The sequence below is a fragment of the Roseibium salinum genome (genome assembly GCF_026240905.1).
In the GTDB taxonomy this organism is placed as follows: Bacteria; Pseudomonadota; Alphaproteobacteria; order Rhizobiales; family Stappiaceae; genus Roseibium; species Roseibium salinum.
Map to the genome: position 1 here is coordinate 4,184,812 of NZ_JAPEVI010000003.1, position 19,783 is coordinate 4,204,594.

General features: G+C 61.9%; 19 protein-coding genes. 18 read left to right on the forward strand and 1 reads right to left on the reverse strand.

The annotated features are described in order from the left end of the window. Positions 1 to 43 precede the first annotated feature (43 nt). A complete protein-coding gene (locus ON753_RS24040; RefSeq protein WP_265966272.1) occupies positions 44 to 340 on the forward strand; it encodes a MazG-like family protein in 297 nt (98 codons plus the stop codon). Here ON753_RS24040 and ON753_RS24045 read toward each other — a convergent pair. Further along, positions 329 to 1,090: a sulfite exporter TauE/SafE family protein gene (locus tag ON753_RS24045; protein ID WP_265966275.1), complete on the reverse strand. Its 762-nt coding sequence runs from the start codon at positions 1,088 to 1,090 to the stop codon at positions 329 to 331. The genes ON753_RS24040 and ON753_RS24045 overlap by 12 nt on opposite strands. A gap of 191 nt (positions 1,091 to 1,281) precedes the next feature. Between ON753_RS24045 and ruvC the strand changes: the two genes are divergently transcribed. The 17 genes from ruvC to ON753_RS24130 all read left to right on the forward strand — a co-directional run bounded on the left by ruvC (position 1,282) and on the right by ON753_RS24130 (position 19,703). Next, positions 1,282 to 1,797: a crossover junction endodeoxyribonuclease RuvC gene (gene ruvC, locus ON753_RS24050; protein WP_265966277.1), complete on the forward strand. Its 516-nt coding sequence runs from the start codon at positions 1,282 to 1,284 to the stop codon at positions 1,795 to 1,797. Continuing rightward, positions 1,794 to 2,411, forward strand: coding sequence for a Holliday junction branch migration protein RuvA (ruvA, locus tag ON753_RS24055; RefSeq protein ID WP_265966279.1), 618 nt, complete (start codon positions 1,794 to 1,796; stop codon positions 2,409 to 2,411). Before ruvC ends, ruvA begins: the two co-directional genes overlap by 4 nt. Then, positions 2,408 to 2,653: an endonuclease gene (locus ON753_RS24060; RefSeq protein WP_265966281.1), complete on the forward strand. Its 246-nt coding sequence runs from the start codon at positions 2,408 to 2,410 to the stop codon at positions 2,651 to 2,653. Before ruvA ends, ON753_RS24060 begins: the two co-directional genes overlap by 4 nt. Then, the gene (gene ruvB, locus ON753_RS24065; RefSeq protein WP_265966283.1) at positions 2,643 to 3,683 is read left to right on the forward strand and encodes a Holliday junction branch migration DNA helicase RuvB; all 1,041 of its coding nucleotides are present in this window, start codon (positions 2,643 to 2,645) and stop codon (positions 3,681 to 3,683) included. The genes ON753_RS24060 and ruvB overlap by 11 nt, the downstream gene beginning before the upstream one ends. Positions 3,684 to 3,809: 126 nt before the next feature. Continuing rightward, entirely contained in the window at positions 3,810 to 5,921 is a 2,112-nt protein-coding gene (locus ON753_RS24070; RefSeq protein ID WP_265966284.1) for a methyl-accepting chemotaxis protein, read from the forward strand. An 86-nt stretch (positions 5,922 to 6,007) separates the two neighbouring features. Next, on the forward strand, positions 6,008 to 6,475 hold the full coding sequence (gene ybgC, locus ON753_RS24075; RefSeq protein WP_265966285.1) for a tol-pal system-associated acyl-CoA thioesterase: 468 nt from the start codon (positions 6,008 to 6,010) through the stop codon (positions 6,473 to 6,475). A gap of 266 nt (positions 6,476 to 6,741) precedes the next feature. Next, entirely contained in the window at positions 6,742 to 7,449 is a 708-nt protein-coding gene (gene tolQ / locus ON753_RS24080) for a protein TolQ (RefSeq protein ID WP_265966288.1), read from the forward strand. Between the two features lie 3 nt (positions 7,450 to 7,452). After that, positions 7,453 to 7,902, forward strand: coding sequence for a protein TolR (gene tolR / locus ON753_RS24085; RefSeq protein ID WP_265966289.1), 450 nt, complete (start codon positions 7,453 to 7,455; stop codon positions 7,900 to 7,902). 6 nt (positions 7,903 to 7,908) lie between these two features. Further along, positions 7,909 to 8,865: a cell envelope biogenesis protein TolA gene (locus ON753_RS24090; RefSeq protein ID WP_265966292.1), complete on the forward strand. Its 957-nt coding sequence runs from the start codon at positions 7,909 to 7,911 to the stop codon at positions 8,863 to 8,865. A gap of 119 nt (positions 8,866 to 8,984) precedes the next feature. Continuing rightward, complete coding sequence (tolB, locus tag ON753_RS24095) at positions 8,985 to 10,268, forward strand: Tol-Pal system beta propeller repeat protein TolB (protein WP_265967251.1); 1,284 nt, start codon at positions 8,985 to 8,987, stop codon at positions 10,266 to 10,268. 206 nt (positions 10,269 to 10,474) lie between these two features. After that, entirely contained in the window at positions 10,475 to 10,966 is a 492-nt protein-coding gene (gene pal / locus ON753_RS24100; RefSeq protein WP_265966295.1) for a peptidoglycan-associated lipoprotein Pal, read from the forward strand. Positions 10,967 to 11,211: 245 nt separating this feature from the next. Continuing rightward, a complete protein-coding gene (gene ybgF / locus ON753_RS24105; RefSeq protein WP_265966297.1) occupies positions 11,212 to 12,186 on the forward strand; it encodes a tol-pal system protein YbgF in 975 nt (324 codons plus the stop codon). 119 nt (positions 12,187 to 12,305) lie between these two features. Then, positions 12,306 to 13,547: a tRNA lysidine(34) synthetase TilS gene (tilS, locus tag ON753_RS24110; RefSeq protein ID WP_265967252.1), complete on the forward strand. Its 1,242-nt coding sequence runs from the start codon at positions 12,306 to 12,308 to the stop codon at positions 13,545 to 13,547. A 168-nt stretch (positions 13,548 to 13,715) separates the two neighbouring features. Next, positions 13,716 to 15,632 carry an ATP-dependent zinc metalloprotease FtsH gene (gene ftsH, locus ON753_RS24115; protein ID WP_265966300.1) on the forward strand — a complete coding sequence of 639 codons (1,917 nt, stop codon included), beginning with the start codon at positions 13,716 to 13,718 and terminating at the stop codon, positions 15,630 to 15,632. 170 nt (positions 15,633 to 15,802) lie between these two features. Next, entirely contained in the window at positions 15,803 to 17,149 is a 1,347-nt protein-coding gene (gene glmM, locus ON753_RS24120) for a phosphoglucosamine mutase (RefSeq protein ID WP_265966302.1), read from the forward strand. Positions 17,150 to 17,565: 416 nt separating this feature from the next. Further along, positions 17,566 to 18,369: an outer membrane protein gene (locus ON753_RS24125; RefSeq protein WP_265966305.1), complete on the forward strand. Its 804-nt coding sequence runs from the start codon at positions 17,566 to 17,568 to the stop codon at positions 18,367 to 18,369. Between the two features lie 155 nt (positions 18,370 to 18,524). Beyond that, a complete protein-coding gene (locus ON753_RS24130) occupies positions 18,525 to 19,703 on the forward strand; it encodes a phosphoserine transaminase (protein WP_265966308.1) in 1,179 nt (392 codons plus the stop codon). The last annotated feature ends 80 nt before the right edge of the window (positions 19,704 to 19,783 follow it).

The following is a 19,783-nucleotide window of genomic DNA, read 5'->3' on the forward strand; positions in this document are numbered from 1 at the left end:
GTTGTTCAGCGGCGGTGACCCCGACCCCTTGTTGGAGAGTTTGATGTTCGGCATTTTCGAACTGACGCAACAGGACCCCAAGACCCTGCAGGAGCGGTCGCTGAAACTGGCCGAGGAGGCTGGTGAGCTGGCGCAGGCGGTTCTTGCCGCGACCGGGGCTCCCGGCAGCGCCTACAAGAACATGACGCTTGCGGATGTGCGCGAGGAAGCGGCCGACGCGGCGATCGTCGCGCTCAGCATCCTGGCGCAGGCCTCCGCCGACCGGGACGAATTCGATGCCGAGCTACAGCGGCTGATGCGCGAAAAATGCGCCAAGTGGCAGGACAAGTTAGCGGAATAGCGGATCGAGCGCCGGCATGCTGGTAACGGCCGCCAGGGCGATCAGGCTGTAGGCGAGTTTCCGGTAAAGGGTGGGCTTTGACCTGGAGAAGCCTTTCGAGCCGGCGTAGATCGCCAGGGCATAGACCGGAATGGCCATGATCAGCAGATGGAAGACCTGCAGGGTGAAAAAGCCGTTCAGGATATAGGCGATGAAGGTGCCGATGCTGGCAAGGGCGAAGAAAACGATCAGGTTGGCCCGGACGATTGCCGGCTCCCGGGCGCTGGCGAGCCAGAAGACGACGACCGGCGGGCCGGACACCTGCGAGATGCCGCCGAGAACGCCGGCGACGGCCCCGACCCCGAACGATATCGGCCGCGTCGGCTTGTTCTCGTAACGCCAGCCGGAAATCAGCAGCAGCAACAGTCCGGTGACAATGGCAAAGATGCTCCAGCGCAGGACGAGGACGTCGGCATTCGCCAGCAGCCATGCGCCGAAATGGACGAAGAGCACGGCGCCGATGACGGCCGGAAGCACGGTCGGCCAGTCGCACTGGCGCAGGGCGCGGAAGACGAGCGGCATGGCAACGATCCCGTCAATGAACAGGAAGGCGGCCGCGGCGGTCGACGGCAGCATGACGCTGGCCGCCACGGGCATGAAAATCATTCCCGCGCCGAAGCCGGCAAATCCGCGCACGCAGCCCGCGACGAACAGAACGCCGGCCAGGAAAAGCAGCAGGTCGGGCGGAAATGAGCTGAAAAGTTCGAACATTGAAACTCGCGGGCGGGATCAAAAGAAGGAATAACGAATCGCCGGTGCCGGCGCGCGCCGTCATTGTTACAGCGTGCAGGCCGCACTTTCGGCAAAGTAACTGCGTTTTGGACCGGTTTTAGACAGGCTTCGGCTTGGTAAGCCGCGCTTTGTCTGGCGTCAACGCGGAAGTTTTGTTACCGATTTGTTCCATGACACATGCGATTCGTTTGCTGGGCATCGACCCGGGACTGCGGCGCACCGGCTGGGGCATGATCGTGGCGGCCGGAAACCGGCTTACCTTCATTGCGTCCGGCACGGTGACCTCGGACAACAAAAAGAGCCTGGCGGAACGTCTCGTGCAGTTGCATGACGGCCTCACCGAAGTGGTTCGCCTGCACGATCCGGCGGAAGCGGCGGTGGAGCATACCTTCGTCAACAAGGATGCGGGCGCGACCCTGAAGCTCGGCCAGGCGCGCGGGATCGCATTGCTGGTGCCCTCGCTCGCCGGTCTGCCGGTGGCCGAATACGCGCCGAACCTGGTGAAGAAGACCGTGGTCGGCACGGGCCATGCGGAAAAGGACCAGATCCGGGCCATGGTGAAGATCCTGATGCCGCGGGCAACGTTCAATTCGGACGATGCGGCGGATGCACTGGCGATCGCAATTTGTCATGCGCAGCACCGGGCCAGCGGCGCCGCGCGGCTTGCTGCACTGGGGGCTGCATGATCGGAAAACTCAAAGGGGTTGTCGACAGCTATGGCGAGGATCACGTTATCCTGGATGTCCATGGCGTCGGCTATCAGGTCCATTGCCCCTCGCGCATCCTGCAGGGCCTTCCCAGGACCGGAGAGGCGGCGGTCCTGTTCATCGAGACCATCGTGCGCGAAGACATGATCCGGCTTTACGGTTTCGGCGTCGAGGCCGAACGCGAATGGTTCCGGATCCTGATGACCGTGCAGGGCGTCGGCGCCAAGGTGGCGCTGGGCATCCTGGGCATTCTGAAGGCCAGCGAAGTGGCCAACGCGATTGCGCTTGGCGACAAGGCGACGATTTCCCGGGCGCCCGGTGTCGGCAAGCGTGTGGCCGAACGCATCCTGTCGGAGCTCAAAGACAAGGCGCCCGGTCTTGCCAGCATCGATCAGGAGACCATCACGGTGTCCCAGAGCGTTGCCGACAAGGTGGCCGCGCGGCCGGTGGCGGAGGCGGTCTCGGCGCTCACCAATCTCGGCTACGGCCAGCCGCAGGCAAGCGCGGCGGTTGCCAGGGCCATGCAGTCCGCGGGAGAACAGGCCACGACCGAAATGCTTATCCGTTTGGGATTGAAGGAACTGGCCGGATGATATTCATTACCTATGCCGTCATTGCGGTCGTTTTCGTGGTGCTTGGCATCGGCGGAATGATGTATCTCGACCACCGTTTCTCCCTGGCGGTGGGCGACCGGTCGTTCGCTGTGAAGGGGCGCCGGATTGAGACGGACGACCCGTTCGTCCGCAGTCAGTTCAGAAAATTCCATGCGCTGAGAGTGGCCTATTCCTTGCTGCTTCTGGCGCTGCTGTTGTTGGCCGTATCCAATGTCGGATGACAAACGTATCGTAACGCCGGAGATCCGCGGCGATGAAATTGACAGCACCATGCGCCCGCAGTCGCTGGACGATTTTGTCGGCCAGGCGCAGGCCCGTGCCAACCTGAAGGTCTTTATCGGCGCGGCCAAGGCACGTGGCGAAGCGCTGGACCACGTCCTCTTCGTCGGCCCCCCGGGATTGGGCAAGACGACGCTTGCGCAGATCATGGCGCGCGAGCTCGGCGTCAATTTCCGCGCGACATCCGGCCCGGTGATCGCCAAGGCGGGGGATCTGGCGGCGCTGCTCACCAATCTGGAAGAGCGCGATGTCCTGTTCATCGACGAGATCCACCGGCTCAGTCCGGCGGTCGAGGAAGTGCTTTACCCGGCCATGGAGGATTACCAGCTCGACCTCATCATCGGCGAGGGGCCCGCGGCCCGCTCGGTGAAGATCGACCTGGCCAAATTCACCCTGGTTGCGGCAACCACCCGGCTCGGGCTTCTGACGAACCCGTTGAGAGACCGGTTCGGCATTCCGGTCCGTCTGCAATTCTATACGGTCGCCGAGCTGGAACACATCGTCAAACGCGGCTCATCAATCCTGGGCGTCGGCATGACGGAGGACGGGGCGCGCGAAATCGCCAAGCGCTCGCGCGGCACGCCGCGTATCGCCGGGCGGCTGTTGCGCCGGGTGCGGGATTTTGCCGTGTTTGCCGGCGCCGAGCGCATTGACCGGGACCTTGCCGACAAGGCGTTGCTTCAGCTGGAAGTCGACGCGGCGGGGCTGGACAGTCTCGACCGGCGTTACCTCGACCAGCTGGCCGTCAATTTCGGCGGCGGGCCGGTGGGCATCGAAACCATCGCCGCGGCCCTGTCGGAGCCTCGGGACGCCATCGAGGAAATCGTCGAACCCTATCTGATCCAGAACGGCTTTCTGCAGCGGACCCCGCGCGGTCGCCTCCTGACACCCATGGCTTTCGACCACCTCGGCCTGGCCGCGCCCACCCGGCCCGAAGGCGCGCAAATAGGTCTGTTTGCCGAGCCCGAGTAGTCGAAGCGGTCTTACTTGATATCTAAGGACAAAGGGCTAGTTATTTTTATCGATGGGTTCAAAACTCGATTAAGCTTTTATTGGCGAATCCTGGCGTAGTTTCTCCTCAACTATTCGGGGGATACTATGCGGAAGCGGCTTTCATCCAAACTGGCTCTTATGTTCCTGGCCGGCGCGCTGACCATGTGCGTTGCCATTGTCACGGTCATATCGACGGTTTCGCGCGATGTGGCGAACGGTCAGGCGGACAACGCGCTGGAGAGCGCCACCAAGGCGAAGGCAAAGGTTCTCGACCTGGCCCTTTACCAGGTCACTTACGGTGCGTCGTTCTTCGTCTCGCGGGAAGAGGCCAAGGACAGCCTGATGAAAATCATGGTCGGCTGGAAAAATCTGAAGGAAGGCCAGACGGATACCCTGAGAAAGATCTTCGTTGCCGACAATCCGCATCCGGCGCAGGATCGCCATCTGCTCGTCGAACCGGCGGAGTCGAACTACTATGTGAACAATCACAAGGTGGTCCAGCCGATCTACAAGGAAATGATCGATCAGGGGCTGTTTTCCGATGCGGCCCTCGCCAATCCGGAAGGCTTCATCGCGTATACCTACAAGAAGGGCCCTGAATTCGCGCATCACGTGGACGCGCCGGAAATCCAGGGCCATCCGACCCAGATCGCGTTCGGCAAGCTGTTCGAAGCGTCCAGGAACGAGACGCTTGCCGCCGGGCAGATCTATTCCTCCGGCTTTGTGGTGGACTCGGAAGGCAAGGTGTCCCTGGCGCTTGCGGCGCCGGTCTTTTATCTGGACCGCTTCTTTGGCGCCATCGCCTTGTCGGCCGACATGGAGCGGCTGGCGGCAATGCTGAACGAGCCGACGGGGCTTGGGGAGAGCGAGCAGATCTTTCTCGTCGATGCGGCGGGCGAGCTCGTGCATCTGGATGCCTCGGGCCGGGCAAATGCGGTTCACAAGCTTGAGGACATCGCTGCGGGCAACCGCCTGATCGCGCTGGACGGCAACGACTTCCGCTATGCCGAAGCCAGGAACACCTTCGAGAACACGCCCTACGGCGTCGTGGACGCAATCCGCCAGACCGAGCTTTCGGCGGCCGCCAACCGCATTACCTATGGCGCGATCGTTTCCGGCTTCCTGTGCCTGATCCCCATCGTCGGTCTGATCTGGTGGATCACGCGACGCATGTTTGCGCCGATGGAGCGGCTTTCGGATGCTGCGCGCAAGATCGCCGACGGCGATCTGGAAGTGACGGTCGAAGCGACCGACCGTCAGGACGAAATCGGGCGCATGGCCCGGTGCATCGAGGTTTTCCAGGAAAACTCGGTCGAGCGCGAACGCCTCGCTGCCGAGCGCAGGGTCGGCCACGTTGCGCGCGAAAAGCGGGAACAGCAGATCGACACGCTCATTGCGGCGTTCCGCGCCGAATCCCAGGCCGTTCTGGAGCTGGTGGAGACCAATATCGCGCGTGTCGAGGAAGTGTCCTCCGCACTCAACGAGCGATCCTCCTCCGCATCCGAACAGGGGCAGACGGCGGTGACCACGTCGGAGAGCGCATCCTCCAATGTGCAGGCGGTCGCTTCCGCCACGGAAGAGCTTAACGCCTCCATTTCGGAGATCTCCCGCCAGGTCGAGACGACCGCTTCCATCGTGGCGCAGACCACTACAGCGGCGCAGAGCTCGAACTCGAAGATCTCGGGCCTTGCGGAAGCCGCCAACAAGATCGGCGACGTGGTGTCGCTGATTTCCGAAATCGCGGAACAGACCAACCTCCTGGCGCTGAACGCGACCATCGAGGCTGCCCGCGCCGGCGATGCCGGCAAGGGCTTTGCGGTGGTGGCCTCGGAGGTGAAGTCGCTCGCCGGCCAGACCGCGAAGGCAACGGAAGAGATCTCCGCCCAGATCGCCGCCATTCAGGCGTCCACCACGGAAGCGGTCGACGAAATCGCCCGGGTCTCCCAATCGGTCGAAGAGGTCAATTCCTATACGACGAATATTGCCGGCGCCGTACAGCAGCAGGGCGCCGCGACCGACGAGATCTCGCGCAACGTGGCCGAAGCGGCCGATGGCACGCGCAGCGTGGCGGCGACCGTGGCCTCGCTCAACGAAGGCGTTGCGGAGAATTCCGCCGCCGTCGGCGACATGCTCACGGCGACGATCGAAATGAAGCAGCAGGCGGAGCGGCTGCGCGGTTCTGTCGAAAAATTCCTTGCAGAGGTTGCAGCCGCCTAAGCGCGAACCTAGGTTCGTCCCGGGCATGAAGCCTCCCGGTCGATTGACCGGGGGGCTTGCTGCATTTGTTCCGAAGGGAAAGCGATGTGACGGATTGGCCGGATCTTGCAGGGCGTCTGGAAGAGGGCGGTCATGTTCTTCCCGTGCGTGTCTATTACGAAGACACGGACTTTACAGGGATCGTCTATCACGGCGCCTATGTGCGGTTCTTCGAGCGTGCGCGTTCGGATTTTCTGCGTCTGTTGGGGATCCATCACAAGGAACTGGCCGATGGGACCCATGGGGCGGCTCTCGCTTTTGCCGTGCGTTCCATGACGCTGGACTTCCAAAGGTCGGCCCGAATCGACGATATTCTTGAGGTGCACACAAGTCTTTCGGAGCATAAGGGCGCCCGCGTGAAGCTGGATCAGCTGATTTACCGGGGTGGGGAATTGCTGGTATCGGCGGCGGTAACGGTTGCCGTGATCACGGCGGAAGGTCGTCCGATCCGATTGCCGCAACCGCTGGCGGAAAGACTTCTTCACCATGTGCCGGGTGAAACTTCTATTGATTGAACGACTTGAGGGCCTGGAGCTGGCGAGAAACGCTCAAAGCCCCGCAAAATAATTTCAAATCGAATATCTTCGTTAAGCTTGCAGTAACCTTAATTGATTCCTTTAGATAAGTGCGTGCCTGACCCGCACAGTCCCAGTTTTGACAAAATCAAAGGTCAGAGAAGCGGCTGGTTGCAAGAGCTGGCCGGCTGAATCCGGCTCCTCGCTGTAGTTGCCGGATACGTAAATGCAAAACAGCGTCAGACGGCCTAGAGGTCATTGAGTATATGGAAACACTTGTCCAATCGACATTGACGGCGCCGCACGGTGATATCTCGTTCTTTTCACTGTTCTGGCAGGCGCATATTGTCGTCAAAATCGTGATGTTTGGTCTGCTGATCGCCTCCGTATGGTGTTGGGCGATCATCGTCGACAAAATCATGCTGGTCGGCCGCACGAAGCGGCAAATGAGCCGGTTCGAAACCGTGTTCTGGTCGGGCCAGTCGCTTGAAGAGCTGTATGCAACGCTCCACAATCGCGTGAACTATTCCATGGCCGCCCTGTTCGTTGCCGCCATGCGCGAATGGAAGCGGAGCCATGAGGGCGCGCGCCCGGCCATCGGCAGCCTGCAGCAGCGCATCGACCGGGTGATGGACGTCACCATCCAGAGAGAAGCGGAGCGGCTGGAAAGCCGTTTGCTGATCCTGGCAACGGTGGGCTCCGCAGCGCCGTTCATCGGTCTGTTCGGGACGGTCTGGGGCATCATGACCGCATTTCAGGCGATCGCCGCCTCGGAAAGCACGAACCTGGCCGTGGTCGCACCCGGTATTGCCGAGGCGCTGTTCGCAACCGCCCTCGGTCTGCTGGCCGCGATCCCCGCGGTGATTGCCTACAACAAGTTTGCGTCCGACGTCGGCAAGGCGGTCTCGCGCATGGAAGGGTTCGCCGACGAGTTTTCCGCGATCCTTTCCCGCCAGATCGACGAGAGGGGCTGAACCATGGCCATGCAGGTCGCCTCAGGGCAGACGGGCGGGCGGCGCGGACGGCGCCGGCGGCGGAACGCGCCGATGAGCGAGATCAACGTGACGCCCATGGTCGATGTCATGCTGGTGCTGCTGATCATCTTCATGGTGGCCGCGCCGCTGTTGACGGTCGGCGTGCCGATCGATCTTCCGGAAACCCGCGCCAAGGCGCTGGAAGGAGATACGGAACCGATAACGATCTCGGTAAATGCCCAGGGTGAGATCTTCATCCAGGACACGCCGATCGCCCTCGAAGAGGTCGTCCCGAAACTCGAAGCCATTGCCGCCAATGGATACGAGGAGCGCATCTACGTGCGCGGCGATCAGAATTCCGACTACGGCACCATGATGAAGCTTATGGGTCGGATCAATGCGGCCGGGTTTAAACGTCTCGGCCTCGTCACTCTGGAAGAACGGGACTCGTAACGCGTCATGCGCGCAGGTCTCATCGCGTCTTTGGCCGGCCACACGGCTATCCTGGTCTGGGGTCTGATCGCCTTTCCGGACGCGGAGAGCTTTTCCGTTCCTCAAGTGGATTCGTTGCCGGTCGAACTGGTGCCTGTGGAAGAACTGACGAAACTGCGGATCGGTGAGAAGACGGCGGAAGTCCGGGATGTCGCGGCAGTGCAGCCGAGCGAGACGCCGTCGAAGGAAACGCCGAAGCCGGCCGACAAGCCCGGTGAGAGCAAGGTTCAGCAGCCGACGCAGCCGACCCCCGCTCCGACGCCTGCGCCGGCACCTGCTCCCGAACCGGAACCGGTCGCCGAGCCCGAGCCCGCGCCTGAACCCGAACCGGCGGTCGAGCCCGAGCCGGCTCCCGAACCGGAGCCCGCAACCGAGCCGGAACCTGCGCCGGAACCGGAACCGCAGCAGGAAGCCGCGCCGGAACCGCAGCGGATCGTGACCAACGTCGCGCCGCGCACAAAGCCGACGCCGCCGCGCCAGGCGCCGGAGCCGCCGAAGGACGATTTCGACAGCACGGAGATCGCGGCCCTGCTCAACAAGGTGGAACCCGCCCAACAGGCGGGCGAGGCCTCGCAGGAGCCGGCTTCGCTCGGATCGAGGCAAGGGCAGCAGGACGTGCGCATGAGCCAGTCGGAACTCGATGCGCTCAGAGGCCAGGTGGCCCAATGCTGGAGCCCGCCCGTCGGTGCGGTCGGTGCGGAAGAACTCATGGTCCGGGTCCGCTTCAACCTTTCCCAGAGCGGGGAAGTGTCCAGCTCTCCGGAAGTCATGAACGCGAACGGCAATCCGGCCTTCCGGGCCGCCGCAAGCAGCGCCGTGCGCGCGATCATACGCTGTCAGCCATACTCTTTGCCAATTGCCAAGTATGAAGCCTGGCAGGAAGTCATCATCAATTTTGACCCGAGAGAGATGCTCGGGGGTTAGCGCAAGATGAGTTGGTGTGACCGGAACCAAGTCGATAGGGAACTGTGGTGCTCATGGGTGGAATGTTGAAAATACCTTCTTTTCTTGCCGGCGGGAAAGCCATCGCATTGGCGATCCTTATGGCCCTGGCTGGCGTGTTGGCGCCGTCCACCGCATCGGCGGTGGTCGAAATCGATATCACCCAGGGCAATATCGAGCCTTTGCCGATAGCTCTGCCGCCCTTTTCCGCCGAAGGGGGCGACAGCCAGCTTGCCGCGAACATGACGTCGGTCATCTCGGCCGATCTGAAGCGCTCCGGCCTGTTCAATCCGCTCGATCCGGCAAGCTTCATCCAGAAGAACATGAGCGTGAATTCCACGCCGCGCTTTGGCGACTGGCGCCAGATCAGCGCCCAGGCCCTCGTGACCGGAACCGTCACCCAGCAGCCGGACGGCCGGCTGCGCGCCGAGTTCCGGCTGTGGGACGTCTTCGCCCAGGAGCAGATGCTCGGCCAGCAGTTCTACACCACGCCCGAAAACTGGCGCCGTCTTGCCCATATCATCTCCGACGCGATCTACGAGCGGCTGACGGGGGAGAAGGGGTATTTCGATACCCGCATCGTCTTTGTCGATGAAACCGGGCCGAAGGACCGGCGCATCAAGCGCCTGGCGATCATGGACCAGGACGGCGCCAATGTGCGCTACCTGACCCAGGGCGAGGAGCTGGTGCTGACGCCGCGCTTCTCGCCGACCAGTCAGGAAATCACCTACATGTCCTATGAGGGGACGGACCCGAGCGTCTACCTTCTCAATATCGAGACCGGCCAGCGGGAAATCGTCGGCAACTTCCCCGGCATGACCTTCGCGCCCCGCTTCTCGCCCGATGGCCAGAGCGTCGTGATGAGCCTGCAGCAGGGCGGCAATGCGAATATTTTCCAGATGGACCTCAGGTCCCGCAGGACCACGCGGCTGACCAACACGGCCGCGATCGATACCAGCCCGTCATTCTCGCCGGACGGGAGCCAGATCGTGTTCGAATCCGACCGTGGAGGCTCACAGCAGCTGTATGTCATGAGCGCTACCGGCGGCAACGCACAGCGCATTTCCTTCGGCCCGGGCCGCTATTCGACGCCGGTCTGGTCGCCGCGCGGCGATCTGATTGCCTTCACCAAGCAGCATCAGGGCCGGTTCATGATCGGCGTCATGCGACCGGACGGCAAGGGGGAGCGCATCCTGACCGAGGGCTATCACAATGAAGGTCCGGCATGGGCGCCGAATGGCCGTGTCCTGGTATTCTTCCGCGATACGCCGGGCGAAAACGGCGGGCCGCAGGTCTGGACCGTGGACCTGACCGGCTACAATGAGCAGCGCCTGGAAACGCCGGCCTTCGCGTCGGATCCGTCCTGGTCGCCCCTAATCGACTAGGACTTCGCAACGATTGGCTTTCCCGCAATCAGGAGTGAACCTGAATGCGGGTGGGTCCGGACGAAAGGCTTACGGCTGTAAGCAACGTTCATCTTCTGCTAACCATGTTTGCAAAGATGAATTTAACCAGGTTTGACTAGAAAGCGTTTACCAAGAACCGGACGATCGGTGTGTCAGGTTGGCGGGCTGGGGATTAGGAGACGGGAATGTTCAAAAGAGAATACGCCACTCAGGGCGCGCGATGGATAGCAGTCTGTTTCGCGGTTCTGTTTTTGGCCGCATGTGCCCAGAATAAACCGGACGGGCTGTCGAGCAACGTGAATGCCAAGCCCGGCACGGGTCAGGACTTCGTCGTCAATGTCGGCGACCGGGTATTTTTCGAAGAGGACCAGTCGGTCCTGAATGCGCAGGGGCAGGCGACCCTTGCCAACCAGGCGAAATGGCTGAACCGCTACTCCCAGTACACGATCACCGTGGAAGGGCATGCGGACGAGCGGGGCACGCGCCAGTACAACATTGCCCTGGGTGCCCGCCGTGCCCAGTCCGCGCGTGACTATCTTGTCTCGCAGGGCGTGAGCGCATCGCGCGTCAGGACGATTTCCTACGGCAAGGAACGTCCGGTCGCCGTGTGCAATGACAACAGCTGCTGGTCACAGAACCGCCGCGCGGTCACGGTGCTGAACAACGCCACCAACTGATCTGACGGTAAGTTTACCAATGAGGCCGGGTACCTGGTGCCCGGCCTTTCGGCTTTGTAGCCGGCTGGATCGGCAGTTTCTGTGCCTTGCTGGCGGACGTGGTCAAAATTTGGCCGAAGTCCGGGCGCTCTGTGCACTTGAGTAAAGGGCCGGGCATGATATGAGATCGTGCGCGGGGATCTGCTATGGTGCTGGTGTTTGCATCCTGACCCTGATGCTCGGCAAATCCCAGACCGGAGGACTGAATGCGAAAATACAAGGGACTGGCGGGTCTCGTCCTGGCGTTGGTTTTCATCGCCGCTGCCACACCGTCCGAAGCGCAGCTTTTTGGGCGCAAGAATGACGAATCTGCTGTGCGGATCAGCCAGCTGGAAGAGCGGATCCGGGCGCTGACGGGACAGATCGAGCAATTGTCCTATCAGATGCGGGAACTGCAGGACCAGATGCGCCGCATGCAGGAAGACAATGAATACCGCTTCCAGCAGCTGGAAGGCGGGACGCCGGGGCAGCGCTCCGATGCGGCGCCGGGCAGTGTTCCGGGGGCTCCCGCACCCGGAAACTCCGCGCCGGGTCTCGGTCCGGACGGGACGCCTCAAACGGGCTCTCTGATCGCGCCGGGCGGCGGCTTCGCCACGGTGCCCGCTGACGGCTCCGGAGACGGCAACTGGGATCAGAGCGGCGGATACGAAGGCGACACGGGGCTGCCCTCCAACGGGCCGATTGACCTGTCGAAGCTGGCCACCGGACTGGAAAACCTTCCGGGATCCGGGCAGGACGCTCCCGATCCGGGTCTTGCGACCGACGACGACCAGATTGCCAACATCATCGGCACCGGAGATCCGCGTTCGGATTACGAAGAGGCCTATTCGATGGCGGTCAATGGCAACTACGCCGAGGCGGAGCACGCCTTCCGGACATTTCTGGAAAACTATCCGGACGATGCGCTCACGGCCAATGCCCAGTACTGGCTCGGGGAAAGCCTGCTGGCGCAACAGAACTACCGTGAAGCGGCGGATGCTTTCCTGAAGACCTATACGGACCATCCCGGCAATTCGAAAAGCCCGGACAGCCTGTTGAAACTCGGCGTATCGCTGCGTGGCCTGGGCGAGGCCGACGCAGCCTGTGCGACGTTTTCCGAGCTCCTGAACAAATACCCGGACGCTGCGCCGGCCGTTCTGTCGCAGGCACGGGATGAACGGCGCCGTGCACAATGTTCCTGACGAGCCGGTCGAGCCTGAAGGGCTCCCGGCCGATGAAGCCGATTTTTTATTTTCAGGGCTGAAATCCTTTTCAAGACTGGCGCTCGCTGTTTCGGGCGGAGCGGATTCTGCTTGGCCTGCTGGTTCTTTTTAGCGAATGGAGAGAGCGTGTCTCCTGGCAGGGCGACGCCGAGGTGCTTTGCGTCGATCACGGTCTGCGGCCGGAAAGCGCAGCCGAGGCGGAGTTTGTCGCCGGGGCTGCGGCGGAACACGGGCTGTCCTGCAGGATCCTGCGCTGGACGGGCGAAAAGCCCGCCAGCAATATTCAGGACGAGGCTCGCCGGGCCCGCTACCGTCTGTTCGCTGACCACATGGCGCAGTCCGGCGCCGAGGCGCTGGTGCTTGCTCATCATATGGATGATCAGGCGGAAACGTTTCTCGACAGGCTCACCAGGGGCAGCGGTCTTTCCGGTCTCAGCGCCATGGCCGCCGACGAGCCGCATGGACCACAGGGCCTCAGACTGCTGCGGCCGTTCCTGAACCTGCGCAAGGAACGGCTGGAGGCCAGCCTCAGGGAACGGGGGCTAAGCTGGTGCCTTGATCCTTCCAACCAGGACCCGAAATACAAGCGCAGCCGCCTGCGCAAAATCACCTCCCTCCTGGCCGAGGAAGGGCTGACGCCCGAGCGGATCGCCCGAACGGCGGACCACCTGCGGCGAGCCCGCGAAGCGCTGGAGGCGACGGTCAGGGACCTCGCCGCGCGGCACGTCGCCGAACATGCGGCCGGCCCGCTCCGGATGAGCCGCGAGGCCTATGCCGGGATTGCTGAAGATCTGCGCCTGAGGCTGCTGAACCACGTCGTCGGCCGCGTGACGGGAGTTCACCCGCGCATCCGGTTCCAGAAGCTGCAGGCGCTGGACGCTGCTCTGATCCGTGAGCCATCCTGCCGCCATACGCTTGCAGGCGCCCTTATTGAAGTTGATGCCGGTCGCATCCATATCTGGAGGGAAGCGGGGCGGGCACCACCTGAAACGCTGGTGATCACGACGGAGGCAGGTATCTGGGACAACCGGTACGGATATTCGCTCTCCCGCGGCCCGTTGCCGCAGGAGACGGACGCCGGGTTGCTCATCGGGCCGCTCTGCAACGCGCCTGTCCCGGCAAAGCAGATCCGCTGGCCGGAGGGCTGGCCGAAAGAAGCTTTCGCGTGTTCGCCCGCCGTATGGTCGCGGGACGGGGTGCTCGTGGCGTCTTGTGTTCCGGTAGAACAGCTCTCTGTCAGTAATGACGATAGTATTCAACTGGATTTGGAACGTTTACCGATCCAAGCTAAATTGACGGCCACTTTTGTGGATGATGGGGACACGGACGGGGGAATCTAGAGTTTTCCTTGCGTTCAACATCTGTTAGGGCTCCGGCCTTAAGAAAATAGTCAGTGCGTATGCGCAACTATGGCGCACCGCCTTGGCAGCGGGCCTTCGGCGACCTATGTTCGCTAAGAGATATACAACCGCGTGCAATCTGTCGCGTCGGGCGGTTAAGGGAACGAAATGAACGCACACTTCCGCAACTTTGCTCTTTGGGTGATCATCGCCCTGCTGTTGATCGCATTGTTCCAGCTGTTTCAAAGTCCTGCGCAGCAAGGCGCGACGAATGAGATTGCTTATTCGGACTTCATGAAACAGGTCGACAACGGTGAAGTCAGGTCTGTCACGATCCAGGAACAGAAGATTACCGGCAGCTACAACAGCGGCGCGGCCTTCCAGACATATGCTCCGGACGGGGCGCAGTATGTGAACGAGCTGCGCGGCAAGGGCGTGCTGGTGAATGCCCGCCCGCCTGCGGAAAACTCTCCGCTGCTCGGCGCGCTGTTCTCCTGGCTGCCGATGCTGATCATCCTCGGCATCTGGATCTTCGTCATGCGCCAGATGCAGGGTTCGGGCGGAAAGGCGATGGGCTTCGGCAAGTCCAAGGCGAAGCTGTTGACCGAGGCCCATGGCCGCGTCACCTTCGAGGACGTTGCCGGCATCGACGAAGCCAAGGAAGACCTTCAGGAAATCGTGGAATTCCTGCGTGATCCGCAGAAATTCCAGCGGCTCGGCGGCCGCATTCCGCGCGGCGTGCTGCTGGTCGGCCCTCCGGGCACAGGTAAGACGCTGACCGCCCGCGCCGTTGCGGGTGAGGCGAATGTGCCGTTCTTCACGATCTCCGGTTCGGATTTCGTCGAAATGTTCGTCGGCGTGGGTGCGTCCCGCGTTCGCGACATGTTCGAACAGGCCAAGAAAAATGCACCCTGCATCATCTTCATCGACGAAATCGATGCGGTTGGCCGTCATCGTGGCGCCGGTCTCGGCGGCGGCAATGACGAGCGCGAACAGACCTTGAACCAGCTGCTGGTCGAGATGGATGGTTTTGAGCCCAATGAAGGCATCATCATCATCGCCGCGACCAACCGTCCGGACGTGCTCGATCCGGCCCTGCTGCGCCCGGGCCGCTTCGACCGCCAGATCGTCGTGCCGAACCCGGATGTCACCGGCCGCGAAAAGATCCTCAAGGTCCACATGCGCAAGGTGCCGCTGGCGCCGGATGTGGATGTCAGGACGCTTGCCCGCGGAACGCCGGGCTTCTCGGGCGCGGATCTGATGAACCTCGTCAACGAGGCAGCCCTCTTGGCCGCGCGCCGGTCCAAGAGACTGGTGACCATGGCCGAGTTCGAGGACGCCAAGGACAAGGTGATGATGGGTGCGGAACGCCGCACGCTGGTCATGACCGAGGAAGAGAAGAAGCTGACGGCCTATCATGAAGCCGGCCACGCACTGGTTGCGCTGCATCAGCTCGCCTCCGATCCGATCCACAAGGCGACGATCATCCCGCGCGGGCGTGCCCTCGGCATGGTGATGCGTCTTCCGGAAAAGGACCAGGTGTCTTTGACCCGGGCGAAGTGCAAGGCCGATCTGGCCGTTGCCATGGGTGGCCGCGTCGCGGAAGAGATGATCTTCGGCTACGAGAAGGTGACGTCGGGGGCTTCCGGCGACATTCAGATGGCCACCAAGCTCGCCCGTGCGATGGCGACCCAGTTCGGCATGTCCGACAAGCTGGGCCCGCTGCTCTATGGCGAGAACCAGGAGGAAGTGTTCCTGGGCCATTCGGTCGCCAAGAACCAGCATGTCTCCGATGAGACCCAGAAGATCGTCGATGCGGAAATCAAGTCCTTCGTCAACCAGGGCTACGAGACCGCCAAGAAGATCCTGGCCGATCACGAAGACCAGCTGCACACGATCGCCAAGGGGCTTCTGGAATATGAGACCCTTTCCGGCGAGGAGATCAAAGGCCTTCTCGACGGCAAGCCTCCGGTCCGCGACACGGACGACGATCAGCCCATCGGCCGGTCCTCAGCGGTTCCGACCACCGGCGCCAAACGCGGCGGCGACGAGGCCAGTGGCGGCATGGAGCCGCAGCCGTCCTGATTGTTCAGGCATTTCAGAACCGATCAGCATCAGATACCCGGCAGTTGCCGGGTATCTTTCTTTGGGAAACCGCTGATCGTTAGTGAATCGTAATATTTGCTCACATATTTTGAAGCCCGGTTGAGCTCAACTGCGCTAAAAGTGCGCGAGAGATAAATCAACGGACAAGTTTGATGCGCAAGTTTTTCGGAACCGACGGTATTCGCGGTCAGGCCAATGCTTTTCCCATGACGGCGGAAATGGCCCTGAAGGTGGGGATGGCCGCCGGGCTGGTCTTCAAGAACGGCGGACACCGCCACCGGGTGGTGATCGGCAAGGACACGCGCCTTTCCGGCTATATGCTGGAGACGGCGCTGGTAGCCGGCTTCACCTCCGTCGGTATGGACGTGTTCCTGCTCGGTCCCATGCCCACCCCTGCCGTCGCGATGCTGACGCGCTCGCTCAGATCCGATCTCGGCGTGATGATTTCCGCCTCGCACAATCCTTACCAGGACAACGGCATCAAGTTCTTCGGGCCCGACGGCTTCAAGCTGAGCGACGAAATCGAGAAATCGATCGAACAGCTGGTCGAAGGGGACGTCACGTCCCGCCTGTCCAGCGCGCGCGATCTCGGCCGGGCGAAGCGGATCGACGGCGCCCAGCAGCGCTACATCGAATTCGCCAAGCGGACCCTGCCTCGGGAGATGAACCTGGAAGGCCTCCGGGTGGTCATCGACTGCGCCAACGGCGCGGCCTACAAGGTGGCGCCGGAAGCGCTCTGGGAGCTTGGCGCGGATGTGATTTCCATCGGCGTGTCTCCGGACGGTTTCAACATCAACCAGGAATGCGGTTCCACCTCCACCGAAGCCCTGTCCCGCAAGGTGCATGAGGTCCGGGCGGATATCGGCATTGCGCTCGACGGGGACGCGGACCGCGTTATCATCGTCGATGAAAACGGTGCGATCGTGGACGGCGACCAGTTGATGGCCGTCGTGGCACAGTCCTGGCAGGCAAGCAACCGGCTGTCGGCGCCGGGCATCGTCGCGACGGTGATGTCCAATCTGGGACTGGAGCGCTATCTGGCAAGCCTCGGCCTCAGCCTCGCCCGCACCAAGGTGGGTGACCGCTACGTCGTGGAGCATATGCGGGCGCATGGCTTCAATGTCGGCGGCGAGCAGTCGGGACATATCGTCCTGTCCGATTTTGCCACGACGGGAGACGGCCTGATTGCGGCCCTCCAGATCCTGGCCTGCGTCAAGGATCAGGGCAGACCGGTGTCCGAAGTCTGCCGCCGGTTCGATCCCGTGCCGCAGATCCTGAAGAATGTGCGCTACAAGGGCGGAATGCCGCTTGAGATAGATCTGGTCAAGACCGCCATCGAAGACGGCGAAGCCCGTCTTGGAAAGTCGGGCCGTCTCGTGATTCGCGCCTCCGGCACGGAGCCTCTGATCCGGGTCATGGCCGAGGGCGACGACGCCGACCTGATTACCCAGGTGGTGAACGATATTGCCGGGGTCGTCGCCACTGCGGCGGCGTAATCAAGGTACCATGGACAATCTTGGGCCACTCCAAGTGGAGTGGGTCTGATTACTGGCGTTTTTTGTAGAGATACTTTGCCGCCTGAAGATGCCTCTTGGCGAACCGAGCATTTCGGCGGAGGAAACCATTTAATTTCAGTCGCATAGCTGAATTCGCCTGAAGGCTCCCGCGTTGACCGTCAGATTTTCCCTGGTCCGGGCTGGTTGGTCAACGCGCCGGAATTCCTGGACTGCCGAGCGCGATGTTTCTTGCGGGCCTGTGATTTACTTTGGGTCGTTAAGGATTGCTTAAGGTAAAAATTCCCGGTTAAAGAACACAGTTAAGCCACCTTTAATCAATTGCCGCCAATATCCTCCCGACTTTGATGTGTCCGACCATTGGTTGAAGCGGACGCTCACTGAAAGAGGACGAGGACATGGACAATTTCTTTAAGCGTTTGTCTTTGACCGGCATTGCTGTTGTGCTTTCCACCACGGCTTATGCCGCGGACCTGCCGGCTCCGGTTATTGAACATACCCCGATCGTGCCGGCTGTCGGTGGCTTGTACCTGCGCGGCGATATCGGTTACAAGATTTACAGCGATCCGAGCGGCAGCTTTGACGACTACGGTAATGCAGGGATGCTCCGCTTTGAACGGGAAAGCATGGACAATGCCTGGATGATCGGGGTGGGTGTCGGCTATCAGTTCAACGACTACTTTCGCAGTGACATAACGCTCGACTACGAAACACCGGCAGGCGCCAAGGGTTACGCGGTTTGCGGCGGATGTACCGGCGGCTATTCCGAAGAAGGCACGGATATCGACGTTTGGACCGTTATGGTCAACGCCTATGTCGATCTCGGGACATGGAACAGGATAACGCCATATGTCGGCGCCGGTGTCGGTGCAGCTTATGTTCAAACCGACAACACGTACTCGATCAATCCTGGCACGGGCACGACGGACTATGCCGGGACACACGGCGACTGGAACTTTGCCTGGGCATTGATGGCAGGTGCGGAGTATTCGGTTACAGAGAACTGGAGCCTGGACGCTGGTTACCGCTACAAGGATTTGGGCAAAGCCCAAACGGTGAAGTTGGCCGATACTGCGAGCCCGAACTCACGGGTGGAATGGGACGACCTGACGGCCCACGAGTTCCGGCTCGGTGCCCGCTATACCTTCAACACCATGGCTGCGCCGGCCTATCCGCAAGGCCCGATCATGAGCAATTTCTGATCGCAAGGTCATACAGTCTAGGAGAAGGCCGGTCCCAGACCGGCCTTTTTCGTTTCCTCGCCAATTTGCGTTGACCGGACGCCGGGAAGGTTCTATCCCCATAGGTGGGCCACCCCTCCCCACCGAGGGGCTACTATCTGCGAGGGTAGACAGATATGAATGATCTCACCGCCAAGCCGGACGTGCGTCCGGCCAATCCCAATTTTTCATCCGGTCCCTGTGCCAAACGTCCCGGTTGGTCGCTCGACAAGCTGAGCGATGCCCCCCTCGGGCGCTCGCACCGTGCCAAGCCAGGCAAGGCCAAGCTGGCCGAAGCCATCGACCTGACACGCAAGGTGTTGCGGGTCCCGGACGACTACCGGATCGGCATCGTTCCGGCGTCCGACACCGGCGCGGTGGAAATGGCGCTCTGGTCGATGCTCGGCGCGCGCGGCGTCGACATGCTCGCCTGGGAAAGCTTCGGCTCCGGCTGGGTCACCGACGTCATCAAGCAGCTTAAGCTCGACAATGCCCGCGTTCTGGAAGCGCCTTACGGCGAGTTGCCGGATCTTTCGGCGGTCGACTTTTCCAACGACGTCGTCTTCACCTGGAACGGCACGACCTCGGGTGTCCGCGTGCCCAATGGCGACTGGATTCCGGGGGATCGGCAGGGCCTGACGATCTGCGACGCGACGTCGGCTGCTTTCGCGCAGGATCTTCCTTTCGACAAGCTCGATGTCGTGACCTTCTCCTGGCAGAAGGTTCTGGGCGGGGAGGCCGCGCACGGCGTGCTGATCCTGAGCCCGCGCGCGGTCGAGCGTCTGGAAAGCTACAGCCCCTCATGGCCGCTGCCGAAGATCTTCCGCCTGACCAAGGGCGGCAAGCTGATCGAGGGCATCTTCAAGGGCGAAACCATCAACACGCCGTCCATGCTCTGCGTCGAAGACTATATCGATGCGCTGAAATGGGCGGAGGGCCTTGGCGGCCTCACCGGCCTGCGCGCCCGTGCGGATGCAAACCTGAAGGTCATCGGCGACTGGGTGGAAAAGACCGGCTGGATCGATTTTCTCGCCGCCGACCCGGCCACGCGGTCCAACACCTCCGTTTGCCTGAAGGTGTCCGATCCGGGCATCCAGGCGCTCGGGGGCGAGGAACAGGCCGCGTTCGCAAAGGCGATCGTCGGCGTTCTGGATGCGGAAGGTGTGGCCTATGACATCGGCGCCTATCGCGATGCTCCCTCCGGCCTGCGCATCTGGACCGGCGCGACCGTCGAAGCCGACGATCTCAAGGCCCTGACTGCCTGGCTCGACTGGGCCTTCCACGCGGAAAAAGCGAAACTGCCTCAGGCTGCCTGAGCACTTTCTCCTCCCACCACGATAGCTCCCGGGCGGTGCGCTGCCCGGACCGTAGTGTGTTCTGGAGCAACCTGGATCCA

Bases quoted from the DNA above. Each gene is read 5' to 3' on its own strand.
- ON753_RS24040 (WP_265966272.1), top strand. From the start codon at position 44: ATGTTCGGCATTTTCGAACTGACGCAACAGGACCCCAAGACCCTGCAG.
- ON753_RS24045 (WP_265966275.1), bottom strand. From the start codon at position 1,090: ATGTTCGAACTTTTCAGCTCATTTCCGCCCGACCTGCTGCTTTTCCTG.
- ruvC (WP_265966277.1), top strand. From the start codon at position 1,282: ATGACACATGCGATTCGTTTGCTGGGCATCGACCCGGGACTGCGGCGC.
- ruvA (WP_265966279.1), top strand. From the start codon at position 1,794: ATGATCGGAAAACTCAAAGGGGTTGTCGACAGCTATGGCGAGGATCAC.
- ON753_RS24060 (WP_265966281.1), top strand. From the start codon at position 2,408: ATGATATTCATTACCTATGCCGTCATTGCGGTCGTTTTCGTGGTGCTT.
- ruvB (WP_265966283.1), top strand. From the start codon at position 2,643: ATGTCGGATGACAAACGTATCGTAACGCCGGAGATCCGCGGCGATGAA.
- ON753_RS24070 (WP_265966284.1), top strand. From the start codon at position 3,810: ATGCGGAAGCGGCTTTCATCCAAACTGGCTCTTATGTTCCTGGCCGGC.
- tolQ (WP_265966288.1), top strand. From the start codon at position 6,742: ATGGAAACACTTGTCCAATCGACATTGACGGCGCCGCACGGTGATATC.
- tolR (WP_265966289.1), top strand. From the start codon at position 7,453: ATGGCCATGCAGGTCGCCTCAGGGCAGACGGGCGGGCGGCGCGGACGG.
- ON753_RS24090 (WP_265966292.1), top strand. From the start codon at position 7,909: ATGCGCGCAGGTCTCATCGCGTCTTTGGCCGGCCACACGGCTATCCTG.
- tolB (WP_265967251.1), top strand. From the start codon at position 8,985: ATGGCCCTGGCTGGCGTGTTGGCGCCGTCCACCGCATCGGCGGTGGTC.
- pal (WP_265966295.1), top strand. From the start codon at position 10,475: ATGTTCAAAAGAGAATACGCCACTCAGGGCGCGCGATGGATAGCAGTC.
- ybgF (WP_265966297.1), top strand. From the start codon at position 11,212: ATGCGAAAATACAAGGGACTGGCGGGTCTCGTCCTGGCGTTGGTTTTC.
- ftsH (WP_265966300.1), top strand. From the start codon at position 13,716: ATGAACGCACACTTCCGCAACTTTGCTCTTTGGGTGATCATCGCCCTG.
- ON753_RS24125 (WP_265966305.1), top strand. From the start codon at position 17,566: ATGGACAATTTCTTTAAGCGTTTGTCTTTGACCGGCATTGCTGTTGTG.
- ON753_RS24130 (WP_265966308.1), top strand. From the start codon at position 18,525: ATGAATGATCTCACCGCCAAGCCGGACGTGCGTCCGGCCAATCCCAAT.